A 23,383-nucleotide genomic window follows, 5' to 3' on the forward strand; every position below is an offset into this window, starting at 1 on the left:
CGGCGGGGATGCGAGGGGATCGCCAATGATCCAAATGCATCCCCCGGGCGAGGGTCCCGGTCGGAATGGTGCACCATCCGGCGGGAACCTCCCGGGCCACCGGCCAGGCGGACGTGTCACACTCGTTGTGATGCGGATGCCGGACCCGCGCCCGGTCCATCTTTGGGGCAACTCAAAGACCGTCGCCGCCTTGCCAGAGAGACGCATGCAAGCGGGAATAGACGCCGAACGGGGCGCCGGAAGGAGCCACATACTACTACTTAGACAGGCTGCTTCTGGCGCCTCGTCCGAGACAAGTTTCAAGCACACCCGGAGGGAGAGATCCCGCCCGGCGGCGAAGCTTGGTTTTTTGACAGATTGAACACCACCGCTTCCCCCTCATCCTGAGGTGGGAGCGAATGCGACATCAGAAGCACAAGGCCAGCCCAGCGCCAGGTAAATGAGATGCTTCGAGGCCCGCGCTCTGCGCGTGCGCCTCAGCATGAGGGCGTTGCGACAAGCAGCTTCCCTCGCATCTGTCCTCAGACAGTCCTGCAGGCACTCCCTGCCCACACGCGCACCACCGCCTCCCCCTCATGCTGAGGCGGGAGCGACATCAGAAGCACGAGGCCACCCGCGCACCAGATTACAGGAACACTTCGAGGCCAGCGCCATCCGCGTGCACCCCGGCATGAGGGCGTTGCGACAAGTGGCCTCCCGGGCCTTCTCCCTCACAAACAAAAGCCGCGGCGCTTGTCGCGCCGCGGCCTCGTGGTCAGATCGATGTCAGCCGATCAGTTCGGCAGGGCATAGGCGATCACGTAGTCGCCGCGGTCGGGCGACTGGCGGGCGCCGCCGGCCGAGATGACGACATACTGCTTGCCGGTTTTCGGCGACTTGTAGGTCATCGGGGTGCCCTGGCTGCCAACCGGCATGCGGGCCTTCCAGATTTCCTGGCCCGTCGCGGAATCGAAGGCGCGCAGGTAGTAGTCCTGGGTGGCGGCGAAGAAGACCAGGCCGCCCTGGGTGGCGAGCGAGCCGCCGATGGTCGGCATGCCGATCGGGATCGGAACGCCCATCTTGATACCGAGCGGGCCGGTATCCTCGACAGTGCCGAGCGGCACCTGCCACTTGATCTTCTGGGTGTCCATGTCGATTGCCGTCAGCGTGCCGAAGGGCGGTTCCTGGCAAGGAATGCCGAGCGCCGACAGGAAGCGGTTCTTGTTGACCGCATAGGGCGTGCCCTTCATCGGCACGACGCCCATGACGGTGTTGACCGCTTCCGAGCCGCTGGCGACTGTGGTGGCCGGTGCTGCTTCCGCCATCTGGATCCACAGGCCGAGACGCATGTCGTTGACGAAAATGGTGTTCGTCGTCGGGTCGGTGGAGAAGCCGCCCCAGTTCATGCCGCCGAGCGAGCCCGGGAAGTTGAGCGCGAGATCCGTGCCGGGCACCGTGTAGACGCCGTCATAACGCATGCCCTTGAAGGCGATGCGGCACAAAAGCTGGTCGAAGGGGGTCGCACCCCACATGTCGCTTTCGGTCAGCGTCTGGGCGCCGATCTGCGGCATGCCGACCGACAGTTTCTGCGTCGGTGCATAGGGCTCGTTCGGGATCTTGCCCGGCTTGACCGGCACTTCGGCCACTTCCGTCAGCGGCTGGCCGGTGGCGCGGTCGAGCACCCAGATCTGGCCAGCCTTGGTGCCGAAGGTGAGGGCCGGAACCGTGGTGCCATCGGCCTTCTTGAAGTCGATGAAGGACGGCTGCATCGGGGTGTCGAAATCCCAGAGGTCATTATGGACCGTCTGGTAGACCCATTTCTCGCGGCCGGTGGTCGCGTCCAGGGCCAGCATCGAGGCACCGTATTTGTGGTCGAGTTCGGTGCGGGTCGCACCATAAAGATCGACCGAGGGGCTGCCGACCGGCAGGTATACGGTGTTGGACGCAGCGTCATAGGACATGGCGGCCCAGACGTTCGGGGTCGAACGCGTGTAGGTCTGGCCTTCCGGCGGCAGCGCGGTGATGGCCGGATTGCCGGGGTCGAAGGCCCAGCGCAGCTGACCGGTGATGACGTCGAAGCCGCGCATGACGCCGCCCGGCATGTCGACCTGGACGTTGTCGGCAATACGGCCGCCAACGACGACAGTGGTGCCGGCAAGTGTCGGTGCCGAGGTCAGAACATAGCTCGGATCGGCCGCTTCACCGAGGCCGACCTTGAGGTCGACGCGGCCATTGGTGCCGAAATCGGGGCAAAAGGCGCCGGTGTCGGCGTCAAGCGCGATGAGTTCCGCCGTGATCGTGTTCATCAGGATGCGGCGTTCGCACAGCGCACCGGGGGCAACCGTTGCGGCCATGACCGGGGTGGAGCCAGGTGCCGTCGGCTGTTGCAGCGGCCGGGTCGCGTCGAAATAGGCAAGACCGCGGCACCGCATCCAGACCTTGGACTGGGCGTTGATCTCGTTCTTCCAGATTTCCTTGCCGGTATCGGCTTCGAGAGCGATGACATTGTTGTGGGGCGTGCAGAGGAAGACCTTGTCGCCGACCTGCAACGGGGTCTGCTGATCTTCCGCGCCGCCGCCGCCGGGGCTGATCGGGGTGTCACCGGTCCGGTAGGTCCAGGCGACCTGCAGTTCCTTGACGTTGTTGCGGTTGATCTGGTCGAGCGCAGCGAAACGCGAGCCGCCGGGCGTGTTGCCGTAATGCTCCCAGTTCTTCTGCTCGGTTGCCGGGTCGACCGGCTTCAGGTCCGCGACCTGACCCGAGAAGGGGACCGTCGGATGCGGGATCATCATGCCGGCAAAGCCGGCCGCCGAGACGAGGGCGATGACCGCGCCGAGGACGACGGATGGTACGGTGGCCGGTGTGCGACCGGCGGCCTTCTGCAGCAGCGGATAGGTGAAGGCGATGACGGCGGCGCCAACGCCGAAGGCGAGGAGGCGCGAAATCAGCGGCCAGAAATCAAGGCCGGCGTCCCAGAGGGCCCAGGCTATCGTCGCGATGGTGACGAGGCCGAACAGGAGGGCGCCGGACGGCTTGCGCAGGAGGACGAGCAAGCCGGAGACAATGATGGCGATACCAGAGATGAGGAAGTACCAGCTGCCGCCGAGCGAAACGAGCTTGCCGCCGCCAATGGCGAAGAACAGGCCTGCGATGATGAGGACGGCACCGAGCACGAACAGCCAAATCTTGGCGATCGCGGACAGGGTGCCCTGAGAGTTTTCCATGGGTGTCACTTGCTCCGATTGTGGATTCGACAGTGTCGACGGCCGAAGTCCAGGGCGGTGCCATCAGAAGCGGGAGAAATCATCAAATGCGTTTACCGTACTGCTGTCGATGAAGCGCAGGCGGCGGGCCGATCTTGCGTCGGCGGGTCGGGAGCGCCTCGATCGAGGACTTCGAGCACCATCCGCGCCTCCCAACGCATGACAGTGGTTGGATTTTTTGGCCCAACGCATGCGGTATAGTGCTGCGTCCGAGATGATGGCAAGTGAAATTGGTGCCTGCCTAGGCAACACTGATTTCACAAATCCGACACTGCCTGTTGCTGCAGCGATCGCGTGCCCGGTCGCCTATGGTTGGGTCCGGATCGACCCGTCGCGGCTTTTGGCTGGCAGGCAGACCGAGCCGGAAATGCTGAAGAGGCCTTTATCTTCGGCCTATCCGGGAAAAGGCACGTATTCGACATTGTCCGGGCTTGAACAATGAGGGGGGTGTTGCCCATGTTGCAGGCGAGGCAATGATGCGGGAGGTGACGTGATGACGATAGAGGCAAGCAACAGCGGTTTGACCGCGACGGCGGAAGCGCGGATCCTGGACTTGCTGCATCGGCAGAAGGCTGGTTGGCGGGCGCAGATCAATCCGGCGCTTGAGATCCGGCTGGACCGCCTGGCGCGTCTCGATTCCATGCTGACGACGTGGCAGGACAGGTTTGCCTCGGCGATCTCGCAGGATTTCGGCCATCGCCCGGCCATCGTGACGGAGCTCACCGATGTCGTGCCGGTCCGGGCCGCAATCCGCCATGCGCGCCGGCATCTGAAGGAATGGATGCGTGCCCGACGCGTGGCGCTCGGCTGGACCGGCAAGCCGGCTTCGGCCATTGTGATGCGTCAGCCGCTTGGCGTGGTCGGCATTGTTGCTCCGTGGAACTATCCGCTCAACCTGATGCTTTCCCCGCTCACCGGAGCGCTTGCCGCCGGCAATCGTGCCATTCTCAAGCCGTCCGAACTGACGCCCGCCTTTGCCGAGGCGCTTGATGCCGCCGTGCGGGAATTCTTCGCCGAGGATGAGGTGGCGGTGGTGACCGGCGGGCCGGAGGTTGCCACCGCCTTTACGGCGGCGCCCTTCGATCACCTGATCTTCACCGGCTCGACCGCCGTTGGCCGCAAGGTGGCGGAGGCGGCGGCGAAAAACCTGACGCCGGTGACCCTCGAACTTGGCGGCAAGTCGCCCGCCATTCTCGATAGTTCAGCCGATTTCGGCCAGGCCGTGCCCCGGCTCATCTGGGGCAAGCTCCTCAATTCCGGCCAGACCTGCGTCGCCCCCGATTATGCACTGGTGCCGCGCGAGAAGGTTGCGGATTTTGTCGCGGCGGTGAAGGCCGAGGTGGCGCGGCAATATCCTGGTCTTCCCGACAATCCCGACTATACCTCGATCATCAGCCCGCGCCATTTCGAGCGACTTGTCGGACTGGTCGAAGAAGCGCGCGCGGGCGGTGCCGAGATCATCGATTGTGGCGGGGCGAGGGACGTCGAAAGACGGCTGTTTTCGCCGGTCCTGGTGATCGGGGCGGGTGACGAGACGGCGCTGATGCGCGAAGAAATCTTTGGGCCGATCCTGCCGGTCGTGCCCTATGACACGCTCGATGAAGCGCTCGACTACATCAACACCCGCGACCGGCCGCTGGCGCTCTACTGGTTCGGCACCGATATGGCACACCGCGACAGGGTGCTCTCCGGCACGATTGCCGGGGGCGTGACGGTCAATGACACGATCCTGCATCTGTCGCAGGACGACCTGCCATTCGGCGGTGTCGGTGCCTCGGGCTATGGCAGCTATCACGGCGAGGCGGGTTTCCTGGCGCTCAGCAAGGAAAAGCCGGTGCTCAAACAGTCGAAATGGTCCGGCGTGAAGTTGCTCTACCCACCCTATGGCGGGCTCGCGAAAGGCATGTTGAAGTTGCTCGGGCGGATGGGGTGAGGGGCGGCAGGGTGCCGTAGGCGGCTCAGCCGGCGGCGAGACGGGCAGCTGGTCGCAGTGTTCCGCTTGCTGCCGGCCGCTCCGGTGGTGCGGAGAGTAAGGCCTCGAATTCAGCCAGCGGCATGGGGCGGCCGAAGAGCCAGCCTTGAAAGATCTCGCAACCGACCCCGTCGAGGAATGCGAACTGGGCCTGCGTTTCTACCCCTTCAGCGACCGTGCGGAGACCGAGATCCTGGGCGAGCGTGAGGATCGAGCGAACAAGGGCGGCGGCGCGGTCGCTTTCGGTAATGCTCGCGACGAAGCTGCGATCGATCTTGAGCTCCGCCACCGGCAGGCTGCGCAGATAGGCAAGCGAGGAGAAACCCGTGCCGAAATCGTCCAACGAAAAGGTGACCCCGAGCGTGGTAAGCTCCGCCATCTTGTCGGCGACGGGTTCCAGGCCGGCGATCAGGACGCTTTCGGTGAGCTCCAGCTGGAGCCGTTTCGGATCCACGCCATGGCGCGACAGGAGGTCTCGCACCGTGACGCAGAAATCGCTCTCGTTGAACTGGCTGGCGCTGACATTGACCGAAAGGGTGAGGGCCGCACACTTTGGATCTGCCTGCCAAAGGGCGAGGGTGGAGAGCGCTTGGTCGAGTACATAGCTGCCGATGATCGGCATCAGGCCGACATCTTCGGCGGCGGGAATGAAGCTTGCGGGCGAGATTGCCCCTTTTGTCGGATGATTCCAGCGTAGCAGCGCCTCGGCGCCGACAATCTTGCCCTCGCGATCGACCTGCGGCTGGTAGGCGAGTGTCAGCTCCCCGCGTTGCATCCCCCGCACGAGATCACGGGCCAGGCCGGTTGGAGCCGAAAGGTGCTTCTGCAGGACGTAGATCGTGCTGCAAAAGACGAGTGTTGCAATTGCCGGGTTCATCCAGATCCCGACGCTGCGCAGTTCAGCCGGCAGGGGTTCGGCGAAGGGGAGCCTCAGGTCGGCGGCGTGCAGGACAATAAAGGTGATGACGCTTGCCGCGATAATCAGGATTTGCAGGCGCGATGGCCGGCGCAGGTGGTTGAGGTAGCCGAGCATGCCAAGCACCGGCAGGAAGAGATGCGTGACCCTCGGAAAGCCAGGTTCTGGTACATCGAACATCAGCGAAAAGCAGATGATGAAGACCAGAAAGGAGATCTGAACGATCAGATTGACCAGGCCGAACTTGCCCCGGCTGACGAGAACGAAACAGGCGAGAGAGATGATGACCGGGACGCTCTCGGCGACAGCAACTGCAAGCAGGCCATTCATGGCGAAGATAAGCGTCCAGACGGAAGAGAACAGCGCGACCGCAAGCGTGGCAGCCTGATAGGCGCGGATCACTCGGATGGTCTTTTGTTCTTCGCTGCCCTTGCCGATCATACTCCGCCTGTCAGAACATGCCGTGCCTTCGAAAGTGCCCTGATGCTTGTGCGCGCAAGGCTCAATTTAGCACAACCTAACATCGAAATCGGAAAGAATCAGTGTTGTGGGATGCTTAAGGCGCGGTTAGTCCGACCGTTTCGGAACACACTTGCTGGAAGAGAGAAAGCGGCCGACCATTGCTGGCCAGCCGCTTGCCCGCGGACCGTTTGGTCCCTTCTCCCCCCGGAGATTTATCAACCAGCCTTTGCCATGCGCATGACCTCGGGGTCATAGACCCGGCCGAAGCGGTTTTCGAGGAAGGCGGGAAGGCTGATTTCTTCCTGGCGGACGAAGCCCTTCTGCGGCAGGGTGCCGTCGGCGAGCAGGTCGAGCACGGTGCAGATGCCGGCCGCCGTGGTGATCTGGATGGCGCTCATCTTCTTGCCCGCGACCACGCCGGCATAGACCTTGTTGGCATAGGTTTCCTGCAAATAGCGGCCGTCCTTCCAGCCGCAGACGGTGACGAAGACCACGACCACGTCTTGCATCGTGGCGGGCAGTGCGTTTTCGAACAGGTCCTTCAGGACATCGCGGCGGTTCTTCAGGTTAAAGTCGTTCAGAAGCGCCTTGATGATCGCCTGGTGCCCCGGATAGCGGATGGTGCGGTAGTTCATCGTGCGCACACGACCGTCGAGCGTTTTGGCCAGCGTACCGAGGCCGCCCGAGGTATTGAAGGCCTCGTAGGTGACGCCGTCGAGCGAAAATTCCTCACGCTCTTCCATGGCTGGCACGATCGTCAGCTTGCCCTCGACGATGGCTTCGCAGGGCTCGATATACTCGTTGATCAGGCCGTCGGTCGACCAGGTGAGATTGTAGTTGAGCGCATTCGACGGGTATTGCGGCAAAGCGCCAACGCGCATGCGAACCGTGTCCAGCGTGTCGAAATGCTTGGTCAGGTCGTTGGCAACGATCGAGATGAAGCCGGGGGCGAGGCCGCATTGCGGAATGAAGGCGGAGCGGGCGCCGCGAGCGAGTTCTTCGACCTTGCGCGTCGTTGCAACATCCTCGGTGAGGTCGAGATAGTGGGTCGCCGTGCGGGCGGCACTTTCGGCAATCGCGCCGGTCAGATGGAAGGGGGCGGCGGAAAGCACGGCAAACTGGCCGGCAAGGGCGGTGTCGAGCGCTTGTGCATCGGAAATGTCAAGTTCCAGCGTCTTGACCGCCGCATGGGCGTCGAGCTTCGCCAACTGCTCGGCGCTCCGGTCGGCGATGGTTACGGTGTAATCGCCTGTTTCGGCCAGCATGCGGGCAATCGCTCCGCCAATCTTGCCGGCGCCGATAATGGTGACATTTTTCATGGTGGCCCCTCGTAAGCTTGCCCTCACGGCGCGGGCCGGAAGGCTTGTCATTGGTCAAGCCAGTGTGGTTCCAAGCCCTGCCGATTCCAAGTGACGGAATGGGCAATTCGTCGTATGAATTTCGGCGAAACGACATTGGATTTGATCGGAATGCAAATATCGGACAAGGATCGGGCGCTTCTCGCGCTGCTTTCGGAAAATGCCCGCATGCCGGTGGCGGAACTGGCCAGGCGGCTCGATCTGTCCCGCACCACGGTGCAGGCAAGGCTTGAGCGACTGGAGGGGCAGGGCGTCATTGCAGGATATCAGGTGCGGCTCACGGATGCCTATCAGAGTGGCTTGATCCGGGCGCATGTCATGATTGTGATTGCGCCCAAGGTGCTCAATGCGGTGACGGCCGAGCTGTCGGCGATCGGCGAAGTGACGGCGCTCTATTCGGTCAACGGACCTTATGACTTGATCGCGATTGTCGCGGCTCCGTCAATTTCGGAACTCGACCGGCTGATAGACCGGATCGGTGAGCTTTCCGGTGTTGAACGCACAGTGTCGTCGATCATTCTGTCGACCCGCATTGCGCGCTAGATCGTCTCGACCAATCTACCGCAGACGCAACTGAGAAAATCAGAAGGCGAGGGATGGGAAAAAGCGCAACCTGATGTAAACTCAACTTAATGGGGTTGGGGGACGTCATGAAAAAACTACTGGTGTTTCTAGTCGCGCTTCTGTTTTCTTCTTCCTTGGCGGCACACGCACCCTTTAATGCGCAAGGCTTCACCGATTTCGACAGTCTGTCCGGGACCTCCACCACCTGGGTCAACGAACTGGGGTCGGTGATGACGATTGACGTTGATCGGAAGGGCGGAGTCACCGGCTATTTTGTCAACAATGCCCCCGGGACCGGTTGTCGGGGCCTGCCCTATGACCTGAGTGGCCACGCGCATGGCAGCACGATTGCATTCAGCGTGGTCTGGTCGAATGGGATTGCAGACTGCAGGTCCGCGACATCCTGGGCAGGGTATGCGCGCAAGACCTTTGGCGGCGGCGTACAGATCGTGACGCAGTGGTCGCTGGCCTTTGTCGGCAAGGCCGGCGGGAAAATCGAAACCGGGCAGAACGTCTTCACCTATCAGGCTTACGATGCGCAGCCGTCACCGGCCGACAAGTAGTCGGCCATGAGGGCGTTGCCTGCATTCGCCGGGATCAGGCAGCGATCAATTGTGCACTGTTCAGGGCGCGTTCGAGCGCGTTGATGCAGCTCGCATCATGATGCCGTCCAGCCGTTTCCCAGAGGATTTCCAAGGCTTTGTGGACTGGCAGGGCTGCGCGATAAGGGCGGTCGGCGGTCAGCGCGTCGAAGACGTCCGCAGTCGCGACGATGCGCACGTCGAAGGAAATCTCGTCGCCGCGAAGACCACGGGGATAGCCGGTGCCATCGAGCTTCTCGTGGTGGCTACCGCCGATCTTGGCAATGTCGGCGAAGGCAGAGATGCGTGACAGGATTGCTTCGGAATACTGGGCGTGGCGCTTCATCTGCTCCCACTCCTCGCCGATCAGGCGACCGGGCTTGTCGAGCACCGCATTGGATACGCCGAGCTTGCCGATATCGTGGAGAAGGGCTGCGCGCTTCAGACGCCGGCGCTGCGCGGGCTGCATGTCCAGCTGTTCGGCGATCATGTCGGAGAACAGTGCCACGCGATCGCTGTGACCGGCGGTAAAAGGGCTTTTGGCATCAATGACGCGGGCAAAACCGGCCGCGATATCGTCCAGATAGTCTTCGTCTGCAAAGATCTGCTGCTGGCCTGGTTCTGCCGCAAGCACGATCTGCTCGATGTCCGGGCGCACCAGATCGGTCCAGAAGCGGGCTTCGCTGGCGCTGCGCAGGAAGGCTTCGACAATGGCCGGATCGAACCAGCCGCCGGACCGCTTGATGACTTCCGCAACTGCGGCTTCAGGTCCGGAAGCGCTGAAGAAGATATCGATGATCTGCGCCATCAGCGCGATCCGGGCAAAGATATGGATGTCGTTTCCGGCCTTGCCGAGCGGCTTTCCGCCACCATCGAAATGTTCATCGAGATCGAGGATGCCCTGCGCCACCGCTTCGGAAAAGCGCATCTGGCGGGCAATGTCGGCACCGCGCTGGCAGCGCGTGTGAATCAGGCTGGTGGCGATTTCCTGGCCGTTCTTCAGAATGTTGACGAGGCCGCGGAAACGCTCTGCGAGGCCTGCCTGCATGCCGGTATGGGAGAGGACGAATTTCAGCACCTGCGGGAAGGTGCCGTCGACCAGCTTGAAGTCGCGCTTGAACTTCAGGTCGTCAGCCAGATAAAGTTCACAGATGCGGGCGGCATTGGACGAGCAGCCGAGATCCTTCAGCAGCAGCGTGTAATAGAGGTCGCGCAAAGCGCCTTCGCTCAAGCCGAGCTGGCGGCCGATCGCAGTGCCGATATGACAGCAGCGAACGCAATGACCGGCCGGCTGACCTTCGGTCATGTCCAGGGCATGGCTTAGCGCCTCGATGATTTCGGCCAGTCGGATTTCCGTCGCCATGTCCAGGTTTCTGTTGCAGTTTGGCGGGATCGTGACAGCGGGGAGTTAAAATCCCGTAAGTTGCGACGGGGCTTTGCATCTGCGAATTCTCTTGAGGAGCTAACCTCCTGTTCATCGCTTGCATGCTTGTCTTTTTCCCGCATTGTCTTAAGCCTGCAGACGCACTATGTGCGGATGAGCCAAACGCAAAAAGGACTATCCCCTGTGATGAACGAAGACGAAGACGACAAGAGCAAGGAACTGCCGATCGGCAAGGAAACGGAAGCGAACCTCTTCAAGTCGCGTTCGATCTTCATCTATGGCGGTATCACCATGGAACTGGCGCAGAAGGTCTGCACCCAGCTCGTGGCGCTCGCGGCCGCTTCCGACGAAGATATTCGCGTGTTCGTCTGCTCGCCCGGCGGCCATGTCGAGGCTGGTGACGCGATCCATGACATGATCAAGTTCATCAAGCCGAAGGTTTATATCATCGCGACCGGCTGGGCCGCTTCTGCGGGCTCGCTGATCTTCGTTGCCGTGCCGAAGGAGCGCCGTCTGGCGCTGCCGAACACCCGCTTCCTGATGCACCAGCCGTCTGGCGGCACGCGCGGCATGGCATCCGACATCGAGATCCAGGCACGCGAAATCATCAAGATGAACCAGCGCCTGATCAAGATCTATTCCAAGGCCACCGGCCAGTCGGAAGAGAAGATCGCCAAGGACATCGATCGCGACTATTGGCTGACGGCGGAAGATGCGGTCACTTACGGTCTGGTCGGCCGGATCATCGAAAGCCATGCCGACATCGGCTGATCGCTTTTGACATTTGGATACAAAGAAACCGCCGGAATTCCCGGCGGTTTTTTTATTGCGATATTAATGGAGTGTCCGTTCAGATGATCGGGCAGCCGCGGCGGTTGGCAAAGCGGATGCGCTCCGGTCCGCGACGCGTCATGCCCTGGACGGTGACGCTGCGTTCCGTGACACGAACGACTTCGGGGCGGCGCAGTCCTTCCTCAGCGGCCGCGGCGCGGGCTTCGCGCGGGCTGCAGCCGCGATCGCGGTCACGTTCCCGGATGACAGGACGGACACCATTCGGGCCGATGCGCAATTCGACATCCTGTGCGGACGCTGTCGCTCCGAAGGAGAAACTGGTTGCGAGCAGGGCCAGAGCAAGGGCGGATCGGGTGAAGGTGATGGGCATCGGCATCCTGAAATTCCTCATGGGGGTTCTGCGGCCAAGAACGGTGATCACGCCACAAAGGTTCCGTCACTGTCAGGCTCAGAGGCGCTTTATCCGCGTTATCCGCGACGTCCTGTGAAACCCGTCACGAAGCGTGCGAGACGGAAGGCGAGCGGACCGACGCCAAGCGAAAGGACAAAGGCGGTTGGGAAGGCGATGAGGAAGCTTTTTGCCCATTCGGTCAGCCAGGCGGTTGTCGGGCCGAGATGCAAAAAGCCGAATATGCCGGTCATCAGGCCAGCCATCATGCAGGCGATCAGGGCCTGGGCGAGGATCAGGGTTTTCTTGTCGGTCACATGTGTCTCCACGTCAAAAAGGGGTGGAGCGTGTTGGGAGCCTTTTGTCCATCACAGCACCACCCGGTCAAGGGTTGGTGCCGTGGATTCACTTGCGCACAAGCGATTAGGTCTCGCAGGGGCTGCGAGGGCCGGGCTAACCTGACCGGCCTGACGTTTTTCGGCAGGACGAGGGATAGGCGAGGGGCATGACCCTGTCAACTGCGGCCTGTTCAGGCGGGTGGCATGCATTCGAAAGAGGGTAAATGCGGCGGTGCGGGGTCGAAGGGCTGACCGGATTTTGTCCAGGTGGTCATCTGCGGCGCGTAGAGTGCCGGGTCATCGAGGCTTGCCGGCGTGACGATGAAGACCTGCGGCATGGCAGGGAACGTCATCCAGACCGCAGAGCCGCAAACGGGGCAGAAGGCGCGCTGCTTGACCGTGCCGCCATCGCCAACCGACGGCCAGTGGCTTGGCTCACCCTCGAGGGTTACCTCGGCGTTGACAAAGGTCATATGCGACTGATGGCCAGTGCCGCTGTCGCGCTGGCACTGCCGGCACTGGCAATCAAGCATGATGGCGGGCTCGCCCTGCACGGCATAGCGGAGACGGCTGCAGGCGCAGCCGCCAGAATAGGTCTTTCCCATGGTGTGGTTCTCCTGACGGTCTGTCGATCAGTGCTGTGTGTCGGCCAACAAGTCATCGCTGATCAGGCTGTCGAGCCGCCCGACGACGGTCTTCCAGCCCTCGCTCATCACCTTATGAGCGCTTTCATTGGACGGCAGGACAAAGCCCGAATGGATCAGGCGAATTCGTGTGCCGCCCTCGACGCGGGCAAGGCTGAAGGTCACCACCGTATCGAGCCTGGAGCCATAGCCCTGATTGCCGGCATCGCCGCCGCGCCATGCATAGGAGAGCCGTTCATTCTCGATGACTTCCAGCACTTCGCAGCGGATGGTGCCATCCCAGGCGCCAGCCGGCCGCGTGGTGAAGGTGAATTGCGTGCCGACGACCGGCTGAAACCCCTCAGGTGGCATGAGCCAGCGGGCGATCAGCGCTGCACTTGTCAGCGCCTGCCACACGATCGGGAGGTCATGGGGAAAGACTTCGTCGAGGATGATGGATGCGTGCTCGGTGCCTGTGGTGGTCGTCATGGGTCGATGTCCTTCAGCAGGGATCTGAGATTGGTGAAACGCTCATGCCAGAAGAGGTCGTAGTGCTGCATCCAGTCGATCAGTGGGGCCAGTCCTTCGGGACGGGCGCTATAAAAGACCTGTCGTCCTTCCGGCCGGTCACTGACGAGCCCTGCCTGTTTCAGAGCTTTCAGGTGCTGCGATACAGCGCCCTGGGTGACGCTGCTGGCGCGCGTGAGCTCGATGACGGTGACTTCCCTGGCGCGGACGATGCGCTCAAAGACGGCCCGACGGGTCGGGTCGGCCAGGGCGCGCATGATGGTGGTGACGGTCTCTGTGGTTTCCATGCTGAATCAGTAGTCGAGACTAATTGAATAGTCAAGACTAATTGATTTGTGCTGTCGCGGGCGTGGGTGGCCGGTTCAGCGCTCGCTCATGCCCATTCGTAGAGTTTGGCGCCGCTCAGTGGGCGGGTGTTGACCAGGGGCAGGCTGCCTCCCACGCTTTGTGCATGGCCAAGCGCCTCTGCCGCGTCGTTGAAACCGATGAAGACCATGGACAGCGTGCGGGTCTTGGGATGGCCCTTCTTGCGATAGGAGAGCTTGACCGCGCAGTGGGGATAGGCCGCGTCCAGCACGGCCCCCTCGGGCAGCGCATCCGACAGAGCGAGATGGGCGCCGAGGCCGAGGAACCGGTCGATGGCGGCAAAGGCGGTCGCTTCCGGCAGCTGCTTGTTCTCGGTCGAGCCAGGCGCACGGCCCCAGAACAGACTGTCGACCACGCCCTTGGCCCGCTTCGACTTCACCACTACGAGACCACCGGCTGCGACAAGCTCCAGATGGGCGTCCCAGGTCTGGAAGAGGTCGGGGGACTGGTGGAGTTCGGTGAGGAGCGGGCGGAGTGCGGCGGTGAGGTTGGCGTAGAGAGCAGGGGGCATGGGCGGGTGTCTCGGCGAGTGTGGGATGGCGTGTGGCGGCCTCGTAGCATGGTGGGGGCGGGGTGGATACGGGGATGGCCAGACTGGCGCACAGCGCAGGCTTCAATCGAGGGGTGCCGAACATCACACGCCCTATGTTTTTGAGAGAAAGCGGCAAGTTTTAGACAGGCAATCGCCTGAAGACGCAGATACGATCCGGCCAATCACGAATCCCTTTTCCGGAACACAGAATTTCGACGGTGTTGATGATCCGCAAAACATTTCTGTCGGCCCTGGCCGGCGCAACATGCCTGCAGCCCAGCATGGCCGGAGCTGCCACGGTTTACATCAACAGTCTGACGCCAATCTATACTGGGTCAGAATATGGATCCGACATCATCGTCCTCAACGACCATCTCCGGCTTGGCACCGTGGACGTCGATGCGACGCTCACATCCCCTCTCTACATGGAGAATGAAGACGGCACGCTGTCCGTGACAACAGGCTCGACGCTCCGTGTTTCCGATATCTCGCTCAGGCTGAACTATGACCTGACGCTCGGTTCGGCAGTCGACCAGGGGACACTCGTGCTCGGGTCATCCAGTTCGCCTGTTATGATGCCGACGACCCCGGCGGAGGCGGCAGACATCACCATTGCCGGCGGGACGGTTGATGTGCTGGATAGCGGATACTTCTACCGGGCTCACTCGACCACCATGGCGGCCGGGACAGAGCTTCTGATGAACGATTATGCCACCCTTTCGTCCCTCACGGGGACTGGTACGCTGGATGGCCGCGGCAATGACATCGTCATCCATGGCGCGAGCTTTTCCGGCTTGATCGAAAATGTCGGCACGCTCGTTTTGTCCAGCGGCTTCTCCTGGTCGGAATACAGCCAGTCGTCGATGCAGGGCGTGTTCAGCAATGTGGACGTCATCATGATCGGTTCGGGTGTCACCTATTTCGGCGCTGCCCAGACGGTGGACAGTCTGGCCGATGTCTCGGAACTCTATCTGTTGGCGGGCTCATTGCTGAACATGTCGACACTCTCCGGCACGATCAACAACCTCAGTGGCGGCGGGGATATCGATACGACCGGCTCGCTGACGGTCAATGGTGGTGCCTTCGACGGCAATCTGGATGTCGACGGGACCCTGACCTTTGACGGATATACGCAATGGAGCGGTCTCTTCCTTGGTACGGGGAGCGTGCGGGTTTCCTATAGCGGCGACCTATCCACTTTCAATTCCGATGTCTTTGACAGTGATGTGGCTCTGGCGGTCGATGGGGTCTACAGGGTCAATGCCAGCACGGAAATCGGCGCTCTGACGGGCAGTGGTGCAATCTTGCTTGCCTCTGCCGATCTGACCGTCGACACAGGCGGCGTCGACAGCCTGTACAGCGGCCATACCCTCGGTGACGGTTTCCTGATCAAGGACGGCGCAGGCGCTTTGACGATCGGCAGCAGTGGTTCTCTTCAGGTCGATACCATTGTGGAGGACGGGTCGCTGGTGCTGCAGACATCTGTTCTGAATGGCGATATCGAGAACAATGCCGACCTCATCTTCGATCTTGGCGCCACCAATATTGCGTATAATGGCGCGCTCTCCGGCACGGGCGATTTTACCAAGCTTGGCAATGGTACGCTGACACTGACAGGCTCGAACGCCTATTCCGGCAGTTTTTCCGTACTCGACGGTCGTCTCGTCAGCAATACGCTCGGACTTCAGGGAGCCGTCTTCAACCAGGCCGCCGTCACCTTCGACCAGATCGGTACTGGCACTTATGCCTCGACGATGTCGGGCAGCGGATCGCTGAGCAAGACCGGTGCCGGGCAGCTGATCTGGACGGGTATTGGGACTTATACGGGCGCAACCGAGGTTGACGAGGGGCTGCTGACCGTCAACGGCAGTCTTGCCTCCAGCGTCACGGTCGGTTCCGGTGCCGCCCTTGGCGGATCGGGCAGTGTCGGTGCCATCGATGCCCTGTCCGGAGCGACAATTGCACCGGGCAATTCCATCGGCACGCTGACGGTGGCAGGCAATGCCAACTTCGCCGCCGGTTCGATCTATGACGTTGAGGTCAACGGGCTTGGCCAGAGCGACCTGCTCGATGTCGGCGGTGTGCTGACCGTCTCGAGCAGCGCCAGCGTGACCGTCGGGCCGGAAAACGGCACTGATACCGGTATCGATTATGCCTCGCCGATCACCTACACAATTGCGACCGCTTCGGGCGGCGTCAGCGGCACGTTTGGATCGGTGGTCGACAGTTTCGCCTTTCTCGACGCGTCGCTGTCCTATGATCCCAACGCCATCTATCTGACCCTGACCCGCCTCTCGTTTACCGATTCCGCGGGAACGCCGAATGAGGAAGCGGCAGGCGATGCGGTGGACAGCCTGCCGAACGGACCCGTCACGGATGCGCTGCTCGGTGTGACCGACGAGGAGCGGGCCCGGGCACTGCGCGATCTGGCGGGCGAGATCCATGCCTCTCTCGGCCAGGGCCTGTCCGATGCCGCCGGGGTGGAGCGTGACGGGGTTCTCTCGGAGCTTGCCGCACCGGGGCGCGGGCGCTTCTGGAGCGTGGCGCATGGCACGGTCAATCGCTGGCAGACCGACGAGGTTGCCAGCGGCGGCAGCCTTCAAGGCGGCGGGATCACCTTTGGCGGCGATCTCTTCCAGGCGGACACTTTCACGCTCGGCATCATGGCGGGTTATGACAGCCTTGCCATGGACCTGTCGGAAACGTCGGCCGAAGCGGATATCGAGAGCGTGCATATCGGTGCCTATGGCGCTTGGAAAGGCGAGGCCATGGCGCTGCGCTTTGGCAGCATCTATTCGAGCCACGCCATCGACACTGCCCGCACTGTTGACGTCTCGACCCTGAACGAGCGCCTGACAGCCGATTATCGCGGCGACACGGTGCAGGCCTTTGCCGAACTCTCGACCGATGCAGCCCTCGGCGATGTCACCATCCAGCCCTTCCTAGGGGCGGCTGTCATCCATAGCCAGCAAGAGAGTTTTTCGGAAAGCGGAGGTGCTGCGGCGCTGAGCGGCCGGGCGGAACAAGAGCTTTTCGCCGAAACTTCACTCGGCGTCCGCTTTGACCACACCATGTCGGTCGGCGAACAGGCGCTCCGTCTCTACGGTGCGCTTGGTTTTACCCATGCAATCAGCGAGGACCGCTCCAGTGCGACCCTCGCCTTCGATGGCAGCCAGGATTTCACCGTGCAAGGCAAGGAGGCCACGCGCAATTCCGGCGCGCTGAAACTCGGCCTTGCGACAGAGATTGCCGAAGGCGCCACCTTCGACCTGAATTACGGTGCGCAGATCGCGAGCGGGGATTTTCGGCAGTCGGTGAAAGCGGGGGTGCGGGTGGCGTTTTGAGGGGGGATCTCAGCCGATACCTGGTATCAGATCGATGGGGCTTTCCTCAACGTCATGCTCGGCCTTGTGCCGAGCATCTGCCGTGTCATCGGCACTCTCGACCGTGCCGCCTGTCGCTGACGGCAGCAGATCCTCGGGACTGCGCCAGAGGGATGACGACCGTCGAGGCTTTTGGCTAACAGAAAACCCCGCCAGATCGCTCCGGCGGGGTCCGCATTCCCTCAAGCCTCAAGCGGCTTCCCCGCGCTCTTAGAACTCGACAGCGCGATCGCCGTTCTCGTCCTGAATGCGGGTCGGCAGGCCGATCTTGTTCAGGAGGTTGATGAAGGGCTTGGGCGGCAGTTCTTCGACGTTGGCCATCTTCTTCACGTCCCATTCGCCTGTTGCGACCAGCATCGCGGCCGCAACCGGCGGGACACCCGCCGTGTAGGAGATGCCCTGGCTGCCCACTTCGTTATAGGCTTCCTTGTGGTCGGCAACGTTGTAGAGGAAGACGGTCTTTTCCTTGCCGTCCTTGAAGCCCTTGACGTAGTCGCCGATGCAGGTCTTGCCTTCGTAGTTCGGGGCGAGCGAGGCCGGGTCGGGCAGGCAGGCCTTGACGACCTTGAGCGGCACCACTTCGGAACCGTCTGCCAGCTTGACCGGCTGTTCGGAGAGGAGGCCGATCGACTTCAGGACGGTGAAGACGTTGATGTAGTGATCGCCAAAGCCCATCCAGAAGCGCACGTCGGCGCCGTCCATGTTCTTCGCCAGCGAATGCACTTCGTCATGGCCGCAGAGATAGGCGCGGCGGGTGCCGACGACCGGCAGGTCGTAGTCCTTGCCGATCTCGAACATCTTGTTGACCTTCCATTCGCCGCCCTGCCAGGAATAGACGACGCCGGTGAACTCGCGGAAGTTGATTTCCGGGTCGAAATTGGTGGCGAAGTATTTGCCGTGGCTGCCGGCATTGATGTCGACGATGTCGACGTCGGTCACCTTGTCGAGATATTCGTCCTTGGCGAGACGCGCATAGGCATTGACCACGCCCGGATCGAAGCCGGCGCCGAGGATGGCGGTGATGCCCTTTGTCGCGCATTCTTCAGCACGCTTCCACTCGTAGTTTCCGTACCACGGCGGGGTCTCGCAGATCTTGTTCGGCTCTTCATGGATGGCGGTGTCGATATAGGCGACGCCGGTGTCCATGCAGGCGCGCAGCACCGACATGTTGAGGAAGGCGGTGCCGACATTGATGACGATCTCAGTGCCAAGCTTTGTGATCAGAGCCTTGGTGGCCTCGATGTCCAGCGCGTCAAGCGCATGGCCTTCGAGCACGCCCGCCTGCTTCATCGCCTTCTTTTCGTGAACCGAAGCGATGATGGCGTCGCATTTCGACTTGGTGCGCGAGGCGATATGGATGTCGCCGAGCACGTCGTTGTTCTGCGCGCACTTGTGGGCAACAACCTGGGCGACGCCGCCGGCGCCGATGATGAGCACGTTCTTCTTCATAATGGGACCACTCCTTGCGTCCAATCGTCAGAACCTGGGCTTGAAGGATTTCAAGACAGGCTTTGTTCGTAGTCCGTGTAGTCAAACTCACGGACCGTCCTGAGGCTGCCATCCAGTTCGCGGATGGCGATTGCCGGCATTTGCACGCCGTTAAACCAGTTTTTCTTGACCATCGTGTAGCCGGCGGTGTCCTGCAGCGAGATGCGGTCGCCGATGTTCAATTCCTGTTCGAAATTGAATTCGCCGAAGATATCGCCAGCAAGGCAGGACTTGCCGCAGACCTGGTACCGGTGCGGTCCCTGGTTGGGGTGGACCTTCGCGCTTTCCCGGTAGATCAGGAGATCGAGGAGATGCGCTTCGATGGACGAATCCACCACGACAAGATCCTTGCCGTTGTAAAGCTTGTCGAGCACGGTCACTTCGAGCGTGGTCGACTTGGTGATCGAGGCTTCGCCGGGCTCCAGAAAGACCTGGACGCCGAACTCGCCCGAAAAGCGCTTCAAGCGCTCCGCGAATTTTTCCAGCGGATAGTTTTCGCCGGTGAAGTGGATGCCGCCGCCAAGCGAGACCCAATCGGCCTTCTTCAGAAGGGGGCCGAACTTCTGTTCGATATCGCCGAGCATCTTGTCGAAAAGGTCGAAATCGCCGTTTTCGCAGTTGTTGTGGATCATGAAGCCGGAGATCAGATCCATGACCGGCTCGACCTTTGCGAGATCCCATTCGCCGAGCCGCGAGAAGGGGCGGGCGGGGTCGGCGAGGTCGAAGGTCGAGGAGGAGACGCCGGGGTTCAGACGCAGGCCGCGGATGATGCCTGCGGACTGGCGCTCGAAACGGGTCAGCTGGCCGATCGAGTTGAAGATGATCTTGTCGGCATGGGAAACGACCTCGTCGATCTCGTAATCGGCATAAGCCACGGAATAGGCGTGGGTTTCCTTGCCGAAACGCTCATGGCCGAGGCGGACTTCATTGAGCGAGGAGGAGGTCGTGCCGTCCATGTAATCGCGCATGAAATCGAAGACCGACCAGGTGGCGAAACATTTGAGCGCCAGGAGCGCCTTTGCGCCGGAGAGTTCGCGCAGCTTGGCGATCTTCTCCATGTTCTGGAGGAGCTTGGATTTATCGATCAGGTAATAGGGAGTCTGGATCAAGGCTTTATCCTTCGTGAACCCAGCCATAGCAGGCGGAAGTGAACGGGACGCCCCGAATGCGTCGGAGGGGGTCCATAGGCAAAAGGGGGGCAAAAGGCAAGCGGAAGCTCTGTCTTTCAGCCGGATGCCAGTGCTGTGCGCCATTTGCGTGAAATCCGCATGACGGGCACATTTCAATCCTTCGACAGATCCACTGCGTGCCGGCGTTTGCTCTGCCTTGCAAGGCGCGAATGGCTGGCATGCGCATATTTTTGGCTTTTTTCAGTAAATTGAAATGTATGTCTTGCTATAGGATCGCCAACTGCCATAAATTCATAATCCTCATGCATCTTGATATCCCAACAATTCTTATCCTTCATCCCCTGTCTCTGTTCATTGGTGCCTGCTGTTTCCTGTATATGCGGTGGCGTTCGCGCCGCAGCCGGGGACTGGGCAAGATGGCGGTCGCTTTTCTCATGCTGGGCGGCGGTTCGTTTATGGCGGGCGCGGGTGTGCAGGGGGTTGTTGCCTACGAGACATGGACCCTTCTGAGCTTTGCCTCTGGGCCGATTGCCTATGCACTGTTCTGGATCGGTCTGGTCAATGTCGTGACCGAGAAGGATGCCGGTGCCAATAACTGGATCTATATGCTGCCCGTCGTGCTGATCGGTTCAGCGCTGGCCACTGGATTTTATCTGATAGACGTTGTTCGTTCCGGCATTTTTCTCGTGGCGATGGCGCTGACCTCTCTGGCCAACGGCTGGCTGGTCTTGTCGGATCCACAGGATGAGCGCCTGACCAGCCGGTATGGCCTGGCCGGTGCGCTGATGTTCAAGACCCTGGTGGCGCTCGTGACGACCTGGGCGATGCTGGATCCCAAGGCGGCTGGGGCCTGGCCCGCGATCAGTTTCCTGTTGTTGATCCTGGATCAGTTTGCCATCGCGATGTTCGTGCTGATCATGGTGCAGGAACGCGCCGAGCAGCGGCTGGTTGCCTTGACGGAAACGGACCGGCTGACCGGCGTTCGTAATCGCCATTGGCTGATGGATCGTCTGCCGCGCGAGGTTGCCGCTGGCAGCGCTTTTGTGGTCATCGACATCGACCACTTCAAATGCGTCAACGATCAGAATGGCCATCTCGCCGGTGACGAGGTGCTGGTGGCTGTGGCGCAGGCCATGGCGATGCGCAACGGCACAGATGCATTCTTTGCCCGATTGGGTGGTGAGGAGTTCGGACTCTTTTTGCCCCAGACCACCGAAACCAATGTTCTGGCTCGCGTCGATCTGCTGCGCCGGACCGTCGAGGCTCTGCCGATTACCCATGAGGCGCGCCCGATTTCCGTAACCATCAGCGCCGGCGTCTCGGTCGCCGATGACGCCATGCCGTTTACCCGGTTGATCGCTCAGGCTGACGAGGCGCTGTATGAAGCCAAGCGTAGCGGGCGCAACCGTGTTGTTCTTTTCCATTGTGCGGGCATGAACACCCTGCCGGAGGTTGGCGGAGTTCTGGCGGCGGAATAAAGCCGACGGCTGTATGCTGCTGTTGTCTGGCGCCAAGCGAACCGCGAAAGGCTGGAAGGGCCTTGTCAGGCCGGGCGGAATTTGATTGGCCTGTGGCACACATCCAATGCTGCCGAGGCCCGCCATGCTGAAAGACTTTTCCCCACAAGCTGCCTTCATGGGCGTCCTGGTTGCCTTTGTCGGGTTTGCCAGTTCGTTCGCCGTCGTTCTGCAGGGGCTGAAAGGCGTTGGAGCCACGGATTATGAGGCAGCGTCCGGATTGATGGCGCTGTCGGTCGCCATGGGCATTTGCGGCATCGTGCTGAGTGTCTGTACGAGGCTGCCGGTCTCCGTTGCCTGGTCGACGCCGGGGGCGGCGCTGATGGCGACGGCAGGCATACCCGTCGGCGGCTTTCCGGCGGCGGTCGGGGCCTTTCTCGTCTGTGCTGGGCTGATCGTGCTGGCTGGTCTGATCAGACCCTTCGGTCGGGCAGTGGCGGCCATTCCGGCACCGATTGCGAACGCGATGCTGGCTGGTGTCATCCTCAATCTGTGTTTTGCGCCGTTCAAGGCTGTTGCGTTTGACGCGGCTCTGGGGCTTCCGATCCTGGTCGTCTGGGCGGTGGTTGCGGCCTTCAAGCGGCTTTATGCGGTGCCGGCAGCACTGCTGACCTTCGTTGTTGTCATCGTTTTCGGTGTCGACTTGCCGGAGGGGGCAATGGCAAGTTGGGCGGCTTCCCTTGCGCCGCCGGTGGAACTCGTCTTGCCAGCCTTTACGCTGCCAGCGCTGATCTCGATCGCGCTGCCGCTCTTTATCGTCACGATGGCCTCGCAGAATATTCCGGGCATCGCGATCCTGAAGGTCAACAAATATGACCCGCAGCCGGGGCCGATGTTTGCCGTGACGGGGCTGTTTTCCGCGCTGTCGGCGCCGTTCGGCGGACATGCCGTGAACCTTGCGGCGATCACGGCGGCGATGTGTGCAGGCGAGGATGCGCATCCCGATCATGGCAGGCGCTATTGGGCGGCGATCATTGCCGGCATTGGCTATGTGCTGCTGGGCCTTGCGGCCGGCGCGGTGACCGGTTTCGTATCGCTAGCGCCGCCCATCCTCATCCAGTCCGTTGCGGGGCTGGCCCTTATCGGGGCCTTTTCCGGTTCCTCGGTTGCGGCGTTTCAGGTGCCGGAGACGCGGGAGGCGGCGGCGGTGACTTTCCTGGTCACGGCGTCGGGGATCTCGATCCTCGGGATCTCGGGGGCGTTCTGGGGGCTCATCGCCGGGGTGGCGATGCTGGGTCTGGTGCGGGTTGCACGCCGGGGTTGAATGATCTCGATTTTCGCCCTTCCTCATGCTTTGATGCGGCATGGAGTTCGAATTCGATCCGGCCAAGAGCGAGGCGAATAAGGCGAAGCACGGAATCGATTTCGTGGCGGCGCAGGCGTTGTGGCGCCCGGGAAACGGATTGACCGTTGACGCCCGCTCGCAGGATGAGGTCCGATATGGTATCGTCGGTCTTATCGAAGGCAAATTCTGGGTTGGATACTTCACGCTTCGGCACAACAAGATCCGGATTATTTCTGTTCGCCGGGCCAGGAAAGCGGAGATTCAGTATTATGAAAACCATAACAGCGGCTGAGCTTGACCAGAAATTTGACGACGGCGATGATGTCAGCGAGTACTTCGATTGGGCCAATGCGCGACGTGTCAATTGGGAGAACGAGCTTGTCGAGCTCGAATTGCTGAAAGAGGAACTTTCCGCACTCGATGCGGAGGCTGCTCGCTTAAATACGTCGCGACAAAAGCTGGTCTCTCTCTGGATCCGAGAACGCCTCAAACAGAGTCCGCCATCCGCTGCCGAATAACGCCCTTGCGCGATTC

The 23,383-nt window shown here is 61.4% G+C and carries 21 protein-coding genes; 9 read left to right on the top strand and 12 right to left on the bottom strand.

The window, feature by feature from the left end; genetic code table 11:
- Nucleotides 1-773: 773 nt before the first annotated feature.
- The gene (locus tag ACSV9I_RS00005) at nt 774-3,203 is read right to left on the bottom strand and encodes a glucose/quinate/shikimate family membrane-bound PQQ-dependent dehydrogenase (protein ID WP_438326457.1); all 2,430 of its coding nucleotides are present in this window, start codon (nt 3,201-3,203) and stop codon (nt 774-776) included.
- A gap of 532 nt (nt 3,204-3,735) precedes the next feature.
- On the opposite strand from ACSV9I_RS00005, the gene ACSV9I_RS00010 reads away from it, so the two are divergent.
- Nucleotides 3,736-5,175, top strand: a complete 1,440-nt coding sequence (locus ACSV9I_RS00010) for a coniferyl aldehyde dehydrogenase (protein ID WP_438326458.1) — start codon at nt 3,736-3,738, stop codon at nt 5,173-5,175.
- Between the two features lie 25 nt (nt 5,176-5,200).
- Here the strand turns inward: ACSV9I_RS00010 and ACSV9I_RS00015 are convergent, their stop codons facing one another.
- Entirely contained in the window at nt 5,201-6,571 is a 1,371-nt protein-coding gene (locus ACSV9I_RS00015) for a putative bifunctional diguanylate cyclase/phosphodiesterase (RefSeq protein ID WP_438326459.1), read from the bottom strand.
- A gap of 236 nt (nt 6,572-6,807) precedes the next feature.
- Nucleotides 6,808-7,911 carry a saccharopine dehydrogenase family protein gene (locus ACSV9I_RS00020; RefSeq protein ID WP_054157782.1) on the bottom strand — a complete coding sequence of 368 codons (1,104 nt, stop codon included), beginning with the start codon at nt 7,909-7,911 and terminating at the stop codon, nt 6,808-6,810.
- Between the two features lie 150 nt (nt 7,912-8,061).
- Between ACSV9I_RS00020 and ACSV9I_RS00025 the strand changes: the two genes are divergently transcribed.
- Both ACSV9I_RS00025 and ACSV9I_RS00030 read left to right on the top strand, forming a co-directional pair.
- Nucleotides 8,062-8,493 carry an Lrp/AsnC family transcriptional regulator gene (locus ACSV9I_RS00025; RefSeq protein ID WP_054157809.1) on the top strand — a complete coding sequence of 144 codons (432 nt, stop codon included), beginning with the start codon at nt 8,062-8,064 and terminating at the stop codon, nt 8,491-8,493.
- 107 nt (nt 8,494-8,600) lie between these two features.
- Complete coding sequence (locus tag ACSV9I_RS00030) at nt 8,601-9,077, top strand: avidin/streptavidin family protein (protein WP_438326460.1); 477 nt, start codon at nt 8,601-8,603, stop codon at nt 9,075-9,077.
- Nucleotides 9,078-9,111: 34 nt separating this feature from the next.
- Here the strand turns inward: ACSV9I_RS00030 and ACSV9I_RS00035 are convergent, their stop codons facing one another.
- On the bottom strand, nt 9,112-10,458 hold the full coding sequence (locus tag ACSV9I_RS00035) for an HD-GYP domain-containing protein (protein ID WP_438326461.1): 1,347 nt from the start codon (nt 10,456-10,458) through the stop codon (nt 9,112-9,114).
- Nucleotides 10,459-10,665: 207 nt separating this feature from the next.
- Between ACSV9I_RS00035 and ACSV9I_RS00040 the strand changes: the two genes are divergently transcribed.
- Nucleotides 10,666-11,250, top strand: coding sequence for an ATP-dependent Clp protease proteolytic subunit (locus tag ACSV9I_RS00040; RefSeq protein ID WP_054157779.1), 585 nt, complete (start codon nt 10,666-10,668; stop codon nt 11,248-11,250).
- Nucleotides 11,251-11,329: 79 nt separating this feature from the next.
- Here the strand turns inward: ACSV9I_RS00040 and ACSV9I_RS00045 are convergent, their stop codons facing one another.
- From ACSV9I_RS00045 to ACSV9I_RS00070, 6 genes are all read right to left on the bottom strand, one after another.
- Entirely contained in the window at nt 11,330-11,641 is a 312-nt protein-coding gene (locus ACSV9I_RS00045; protein WP_438327631.1) for a hypothetical protein, read from the bottom strand.
- 98 nt (nt 11,642-11,739) lie between these two features.
- Nucleotides 11,740-11,976: a DUF2798 domain-containing protein gene (locus tag ACSV9I_RS00050; protein ID WP_438326462.1), complete on the bottom strand. Its 237-nt coding sequence runs from the start codon at nt 11,974-11,976 to the stop codon at nt 11,740-11,742.
- A 212-nt stretch (nt 11,977-12,188) separates the two neighbouring features.
- Nucleotides 12,189-12,602 (bottom strand): GFA family protein, encoded by a 414-nt coding sequence (locus tag ACSV9I_RS00055; RefSeq protein WP_438326463.1) that lies wholly within the window; start codon nt 12,600-12,602, stop codon nt 12,189-12,191.
- A gap of 27 nt (nt 12,603-12,629) precedes the next feature.
- Complete coding sequence (locus ACSV9I_RS00060; protein WP_438326464.1) at nt 12,630-13,109, bottom strand: SRPBCC family protein; 480 nt, start codon at nt 13,107-13,109, stop codon at nt 12,630-12,632.
- Nucleotides 13,106-13,435 (bottom strand): ArsR/SmtB family transcription factor, encoded by a 330-nt coding sequence (locus ACSV9I_RS00065; RefSeq protein WP_054157775.1) that lies wholly within the window; start codon nt 13,433-13,435, stop codon nt 13,106-13,108. The genes ACSV9I_RS00060 and ACSV9I_RS00065 overlap by 4 nt, the downstream gene beginning before the upstream one ends.
- Nucleotides 13,436-13,521: 86 nt before the next feature.
- On the bottom strand, nt 13,522-14,025 hold the full coding sequence (locus tag ACSV9I_RS00070) for a hypothetical protein (RefSeq protein WP_438326465.1): 504 nt from the start codon (nt 14,023-14,025) through the stop codon (nt 13,522-13,524).
- 245 nt (nt 14,026-14,270) lie between these two features.
- Here ACSV9I_RS00070 and ACSV9I_RS00075 point away from each other — a divergent pair, with 245 nt between their 5' ends.
- Nucleotides 14,271-17,390: an autotransporter outer membrane beta-barrel domain-containing protein gene (locus ACSV9I_RS00075; protein ID WP_438326466.1), complete on the top strand. Its 3,120-nt coding sequence runs from the start codon at nt 14,271-14,273 to the stop codon at nt 17,388-17,390.
- 249 nt (nt 17,391-17,639) lie between these two features.
- Here ACSV9I_RS00075 and ACSV9I_RS00080 read toward each other — a convergent pair whose 3' ends face one another.
- On the bottom strand, nt 17,640-18,878 hold the full coding sequence (locus tag ACSV9I_RS00080; protein ID WP_438326467.1) for a saccharopine dehydrogenase family protein: 1,239 nt from the start codon (nt 18,876-18,878) through the stop codon (nt 17,640-17,642).
- 50 nt (nt 18,879-18,928) lie between these two features.
- The gene (locus ACSV9I_RS00085) at nt 18,929-20,026 is read right to left on the bottom strand and encodes a carboxynorspermidine decarboxylase (protein WP_438326468.1); all 1,098 of its coding nucleotides are present in this window, start codon (nt 20,024-20,026) and stop codon (nt 18,929-18,931) included.
- Between the two features lie 239 nt (nt 20,027-20,265).
- On the opposite strand from ACSV9I_RS00085, the gene ACSV9I_RS00090 reads away from it, so the two are divergent.
- The 4 genes from ACSV9I_RS00090 (at nt 20,266) to brnA (ending at nt 23,367) form a co-directional block, all read left to right on the top strand.
- The gene (locus ACSV9I_RS00090; protein WP_438326469.1) at nt 20,266-21,525 is read left to right on the top strand and encodes a GGDEF domain-containing protein; all 1,260 of its coding nucleotides are present in this window, start codon (nt 20,266-20,268) and stop codon (nt 21,523-21,525) included.
- Nucleotides 21,526-21,649: 124 nt separating this feature from the next.
- Nucleotides 21,650-22,828 (top strand): benzoate/H(+) symporter BenE family transporter, encoded by a 1,179-nt coding sequence (locus ACSV9I_RS00095; RefSeq protein ID WP_438326470.1) that lies wholly within the window; start codon nt 21,650-21,652, stop codon nt 22,826-22,828.
- A 40-nt stretch (nt 22,829-22,868) separates the two neighbouring features.
- Nucleotides 22,869-23,141, top strand: a complete 273-nt coding sequence (locus ACSV9I_RS00100) for a BrnT family toxin (RefSeq protein WP_438326471.1) — start codon at nt 22,869-22,871, stop codon at nt 23,139-23,141.
- Nucleotides 23,119-23,367, top strand: a complete 249-nt coding sequence (brnA, locus tag ACSV9I_RS00105) for a type II toxin-antitoxin system BrnA family antitoxin (RefSeq protein ID WP_438326472.1) — start codon at nt 23,119-23,121, stop codon at nt 23,365-23,367. Before ACSV9I_RS00100 ends, brnA begins: the two co-directional genes overlap by 23 nt.
- Nucleotides 23,368-23,383 lie beyond the last annotated feature (16 nt).

The organism is Rhizobium sp. G187, from assembly GCF_051549525.1.
GTDB lineage: Bacteria > Pseudomonadota > Alphaproteobacteria > Rhizobiales > Rhizobiaceae > Allorhizobium.

Coding starts and splice junctions, on each gene's coding strand:
- ACSV9I_RS00005 (WP_438326457.1), bottom strand. CDS start 3,203: ATGGAAAACTCTCAGGGCACCCTGTCCGCGATCGCCAAGATTTGGCTG.
- ACSV9I_RS00010 (WP_438326458.1), top strand. CDS start 3,736: ATGACGATAGAGGCAAGCAACAGCGGTTTGACCGCGACGGCGGAAGCG.
- ACSV9I_RS00015 (WP_438326459.1), bottom strand. CDS start 6,571: ATGATCGGCAAGGGCAGCGAAGAACAAAAGACCATCCGAGTGATCCGC.
- ACSV9I_RS00020 (WP_054157782.1), bottom strand. CDS start 7,911: ATGAAAAATGTCACCATTATCGGCGCCGGCAAGATTGGCGGAGCGATT.
- ACSV9I_RS00025 (WP_054157809.1), top strand. CDS start 8,062: ATGCAAATATCGGACAAGGATCGGGCGCTTCTCGCGCTGCTTTCGGAA.
- ACSV9I_RS00030 (WP_438326460.1), top strand. CDS start 8,601: ATGAAAAAACTACTGGTGTTTCTAGTCGCGCTTCTGTTTTCTTCTTCC.
- ACSV9I_RS00035 (WP_438326461.1), bottom strand. CDS start 10,458: ATGGCGACGGAAATCCGACTGGCCGAAATCATCGAGGCGCTAAGCCAT.
- ACSV9I_RS00040 (WP_054157779.1), top strand. CDS start 10,666: ATGAACGAAGACGAAGACGACAAGAGCAAGGAACTGCCGATCGGCAAG.
- ACSV9I_RS00045 (WP_438327631.1), bottom strand. CDS start 11,641: ATGCCCATCACCTTCACCCGATCCGCCCTTGCTCTGGCCCTGCTCGCA.
- ACSV9I_RS00055 (WP_438326463.1), bottom strand. CDS start 12,602: ATGGGAAAGACCTATTCTGGCGGCTGCGCCTGCAGCCGTCTCCGCTAT.
- ACSV9I_RS00060 (WP_438326464.1), bottom strand. CDS start 13,109: ATGACGACCACCACAGGCACCGAGCACGCATCCATCATCCTCGACGAA.
- ACSV9I_RS00065 (WP_054157775.1), bottom strand. CDS start 13,435: ATGGAAACCACAGAGACCGTCACCACCATCATGCGCGCCCTGGCCGAC.
- ACSV9I_RS00070 (WP_438326465.1), bottom strand. CDS start 14,025: ATGCCCCCTGCTCTCTACGCCAACCTCACCGCCGCACTCCGCCCGCTC.
- ACSV9I_RS00075 (WP_438326466.1), top strand. CDS start 14,271: ATGATCCGCAAAACATTTCTGTCGGCCCTGGCCGGCGCAACATGCCTG.
- ACSV9I_RS00080 (WP_438326467.1), bottom strand. CDS start 18,878: ATGAAGAAGAACGTGCTCATCATCGGCGCCGGCGGCGTCGCCCAGGTT.
- ACSV9I_RS00090 (WP_438326469.1), top strand. CDS start 20,266: ATGCGCATATTTTTGGCTTTTTTCAGTAAATTGAAATGTATGTCTTGC.
- ACSV9I_RS00095 (WP_438326470.1), top strand. CDS start 21,650: ATGCTGAAAGACTTTTCCCCACAAGCTGCCTTCATGGGCGTCCTGGTT.
- ACSV9I_RS00100 (WP_438326471.1), top strand. CDS start 22,869: ATGGAGTTCGAATTCGATCCGGCCAAGAGCGAGGCGAATAAGGCGAAG.
- brnA (WP_438326472.1), top strand. CDS start 23,119: ATGAAAACCATAACAGCGGCTGAGCTTGACCAGAAATTTGACGACGGC.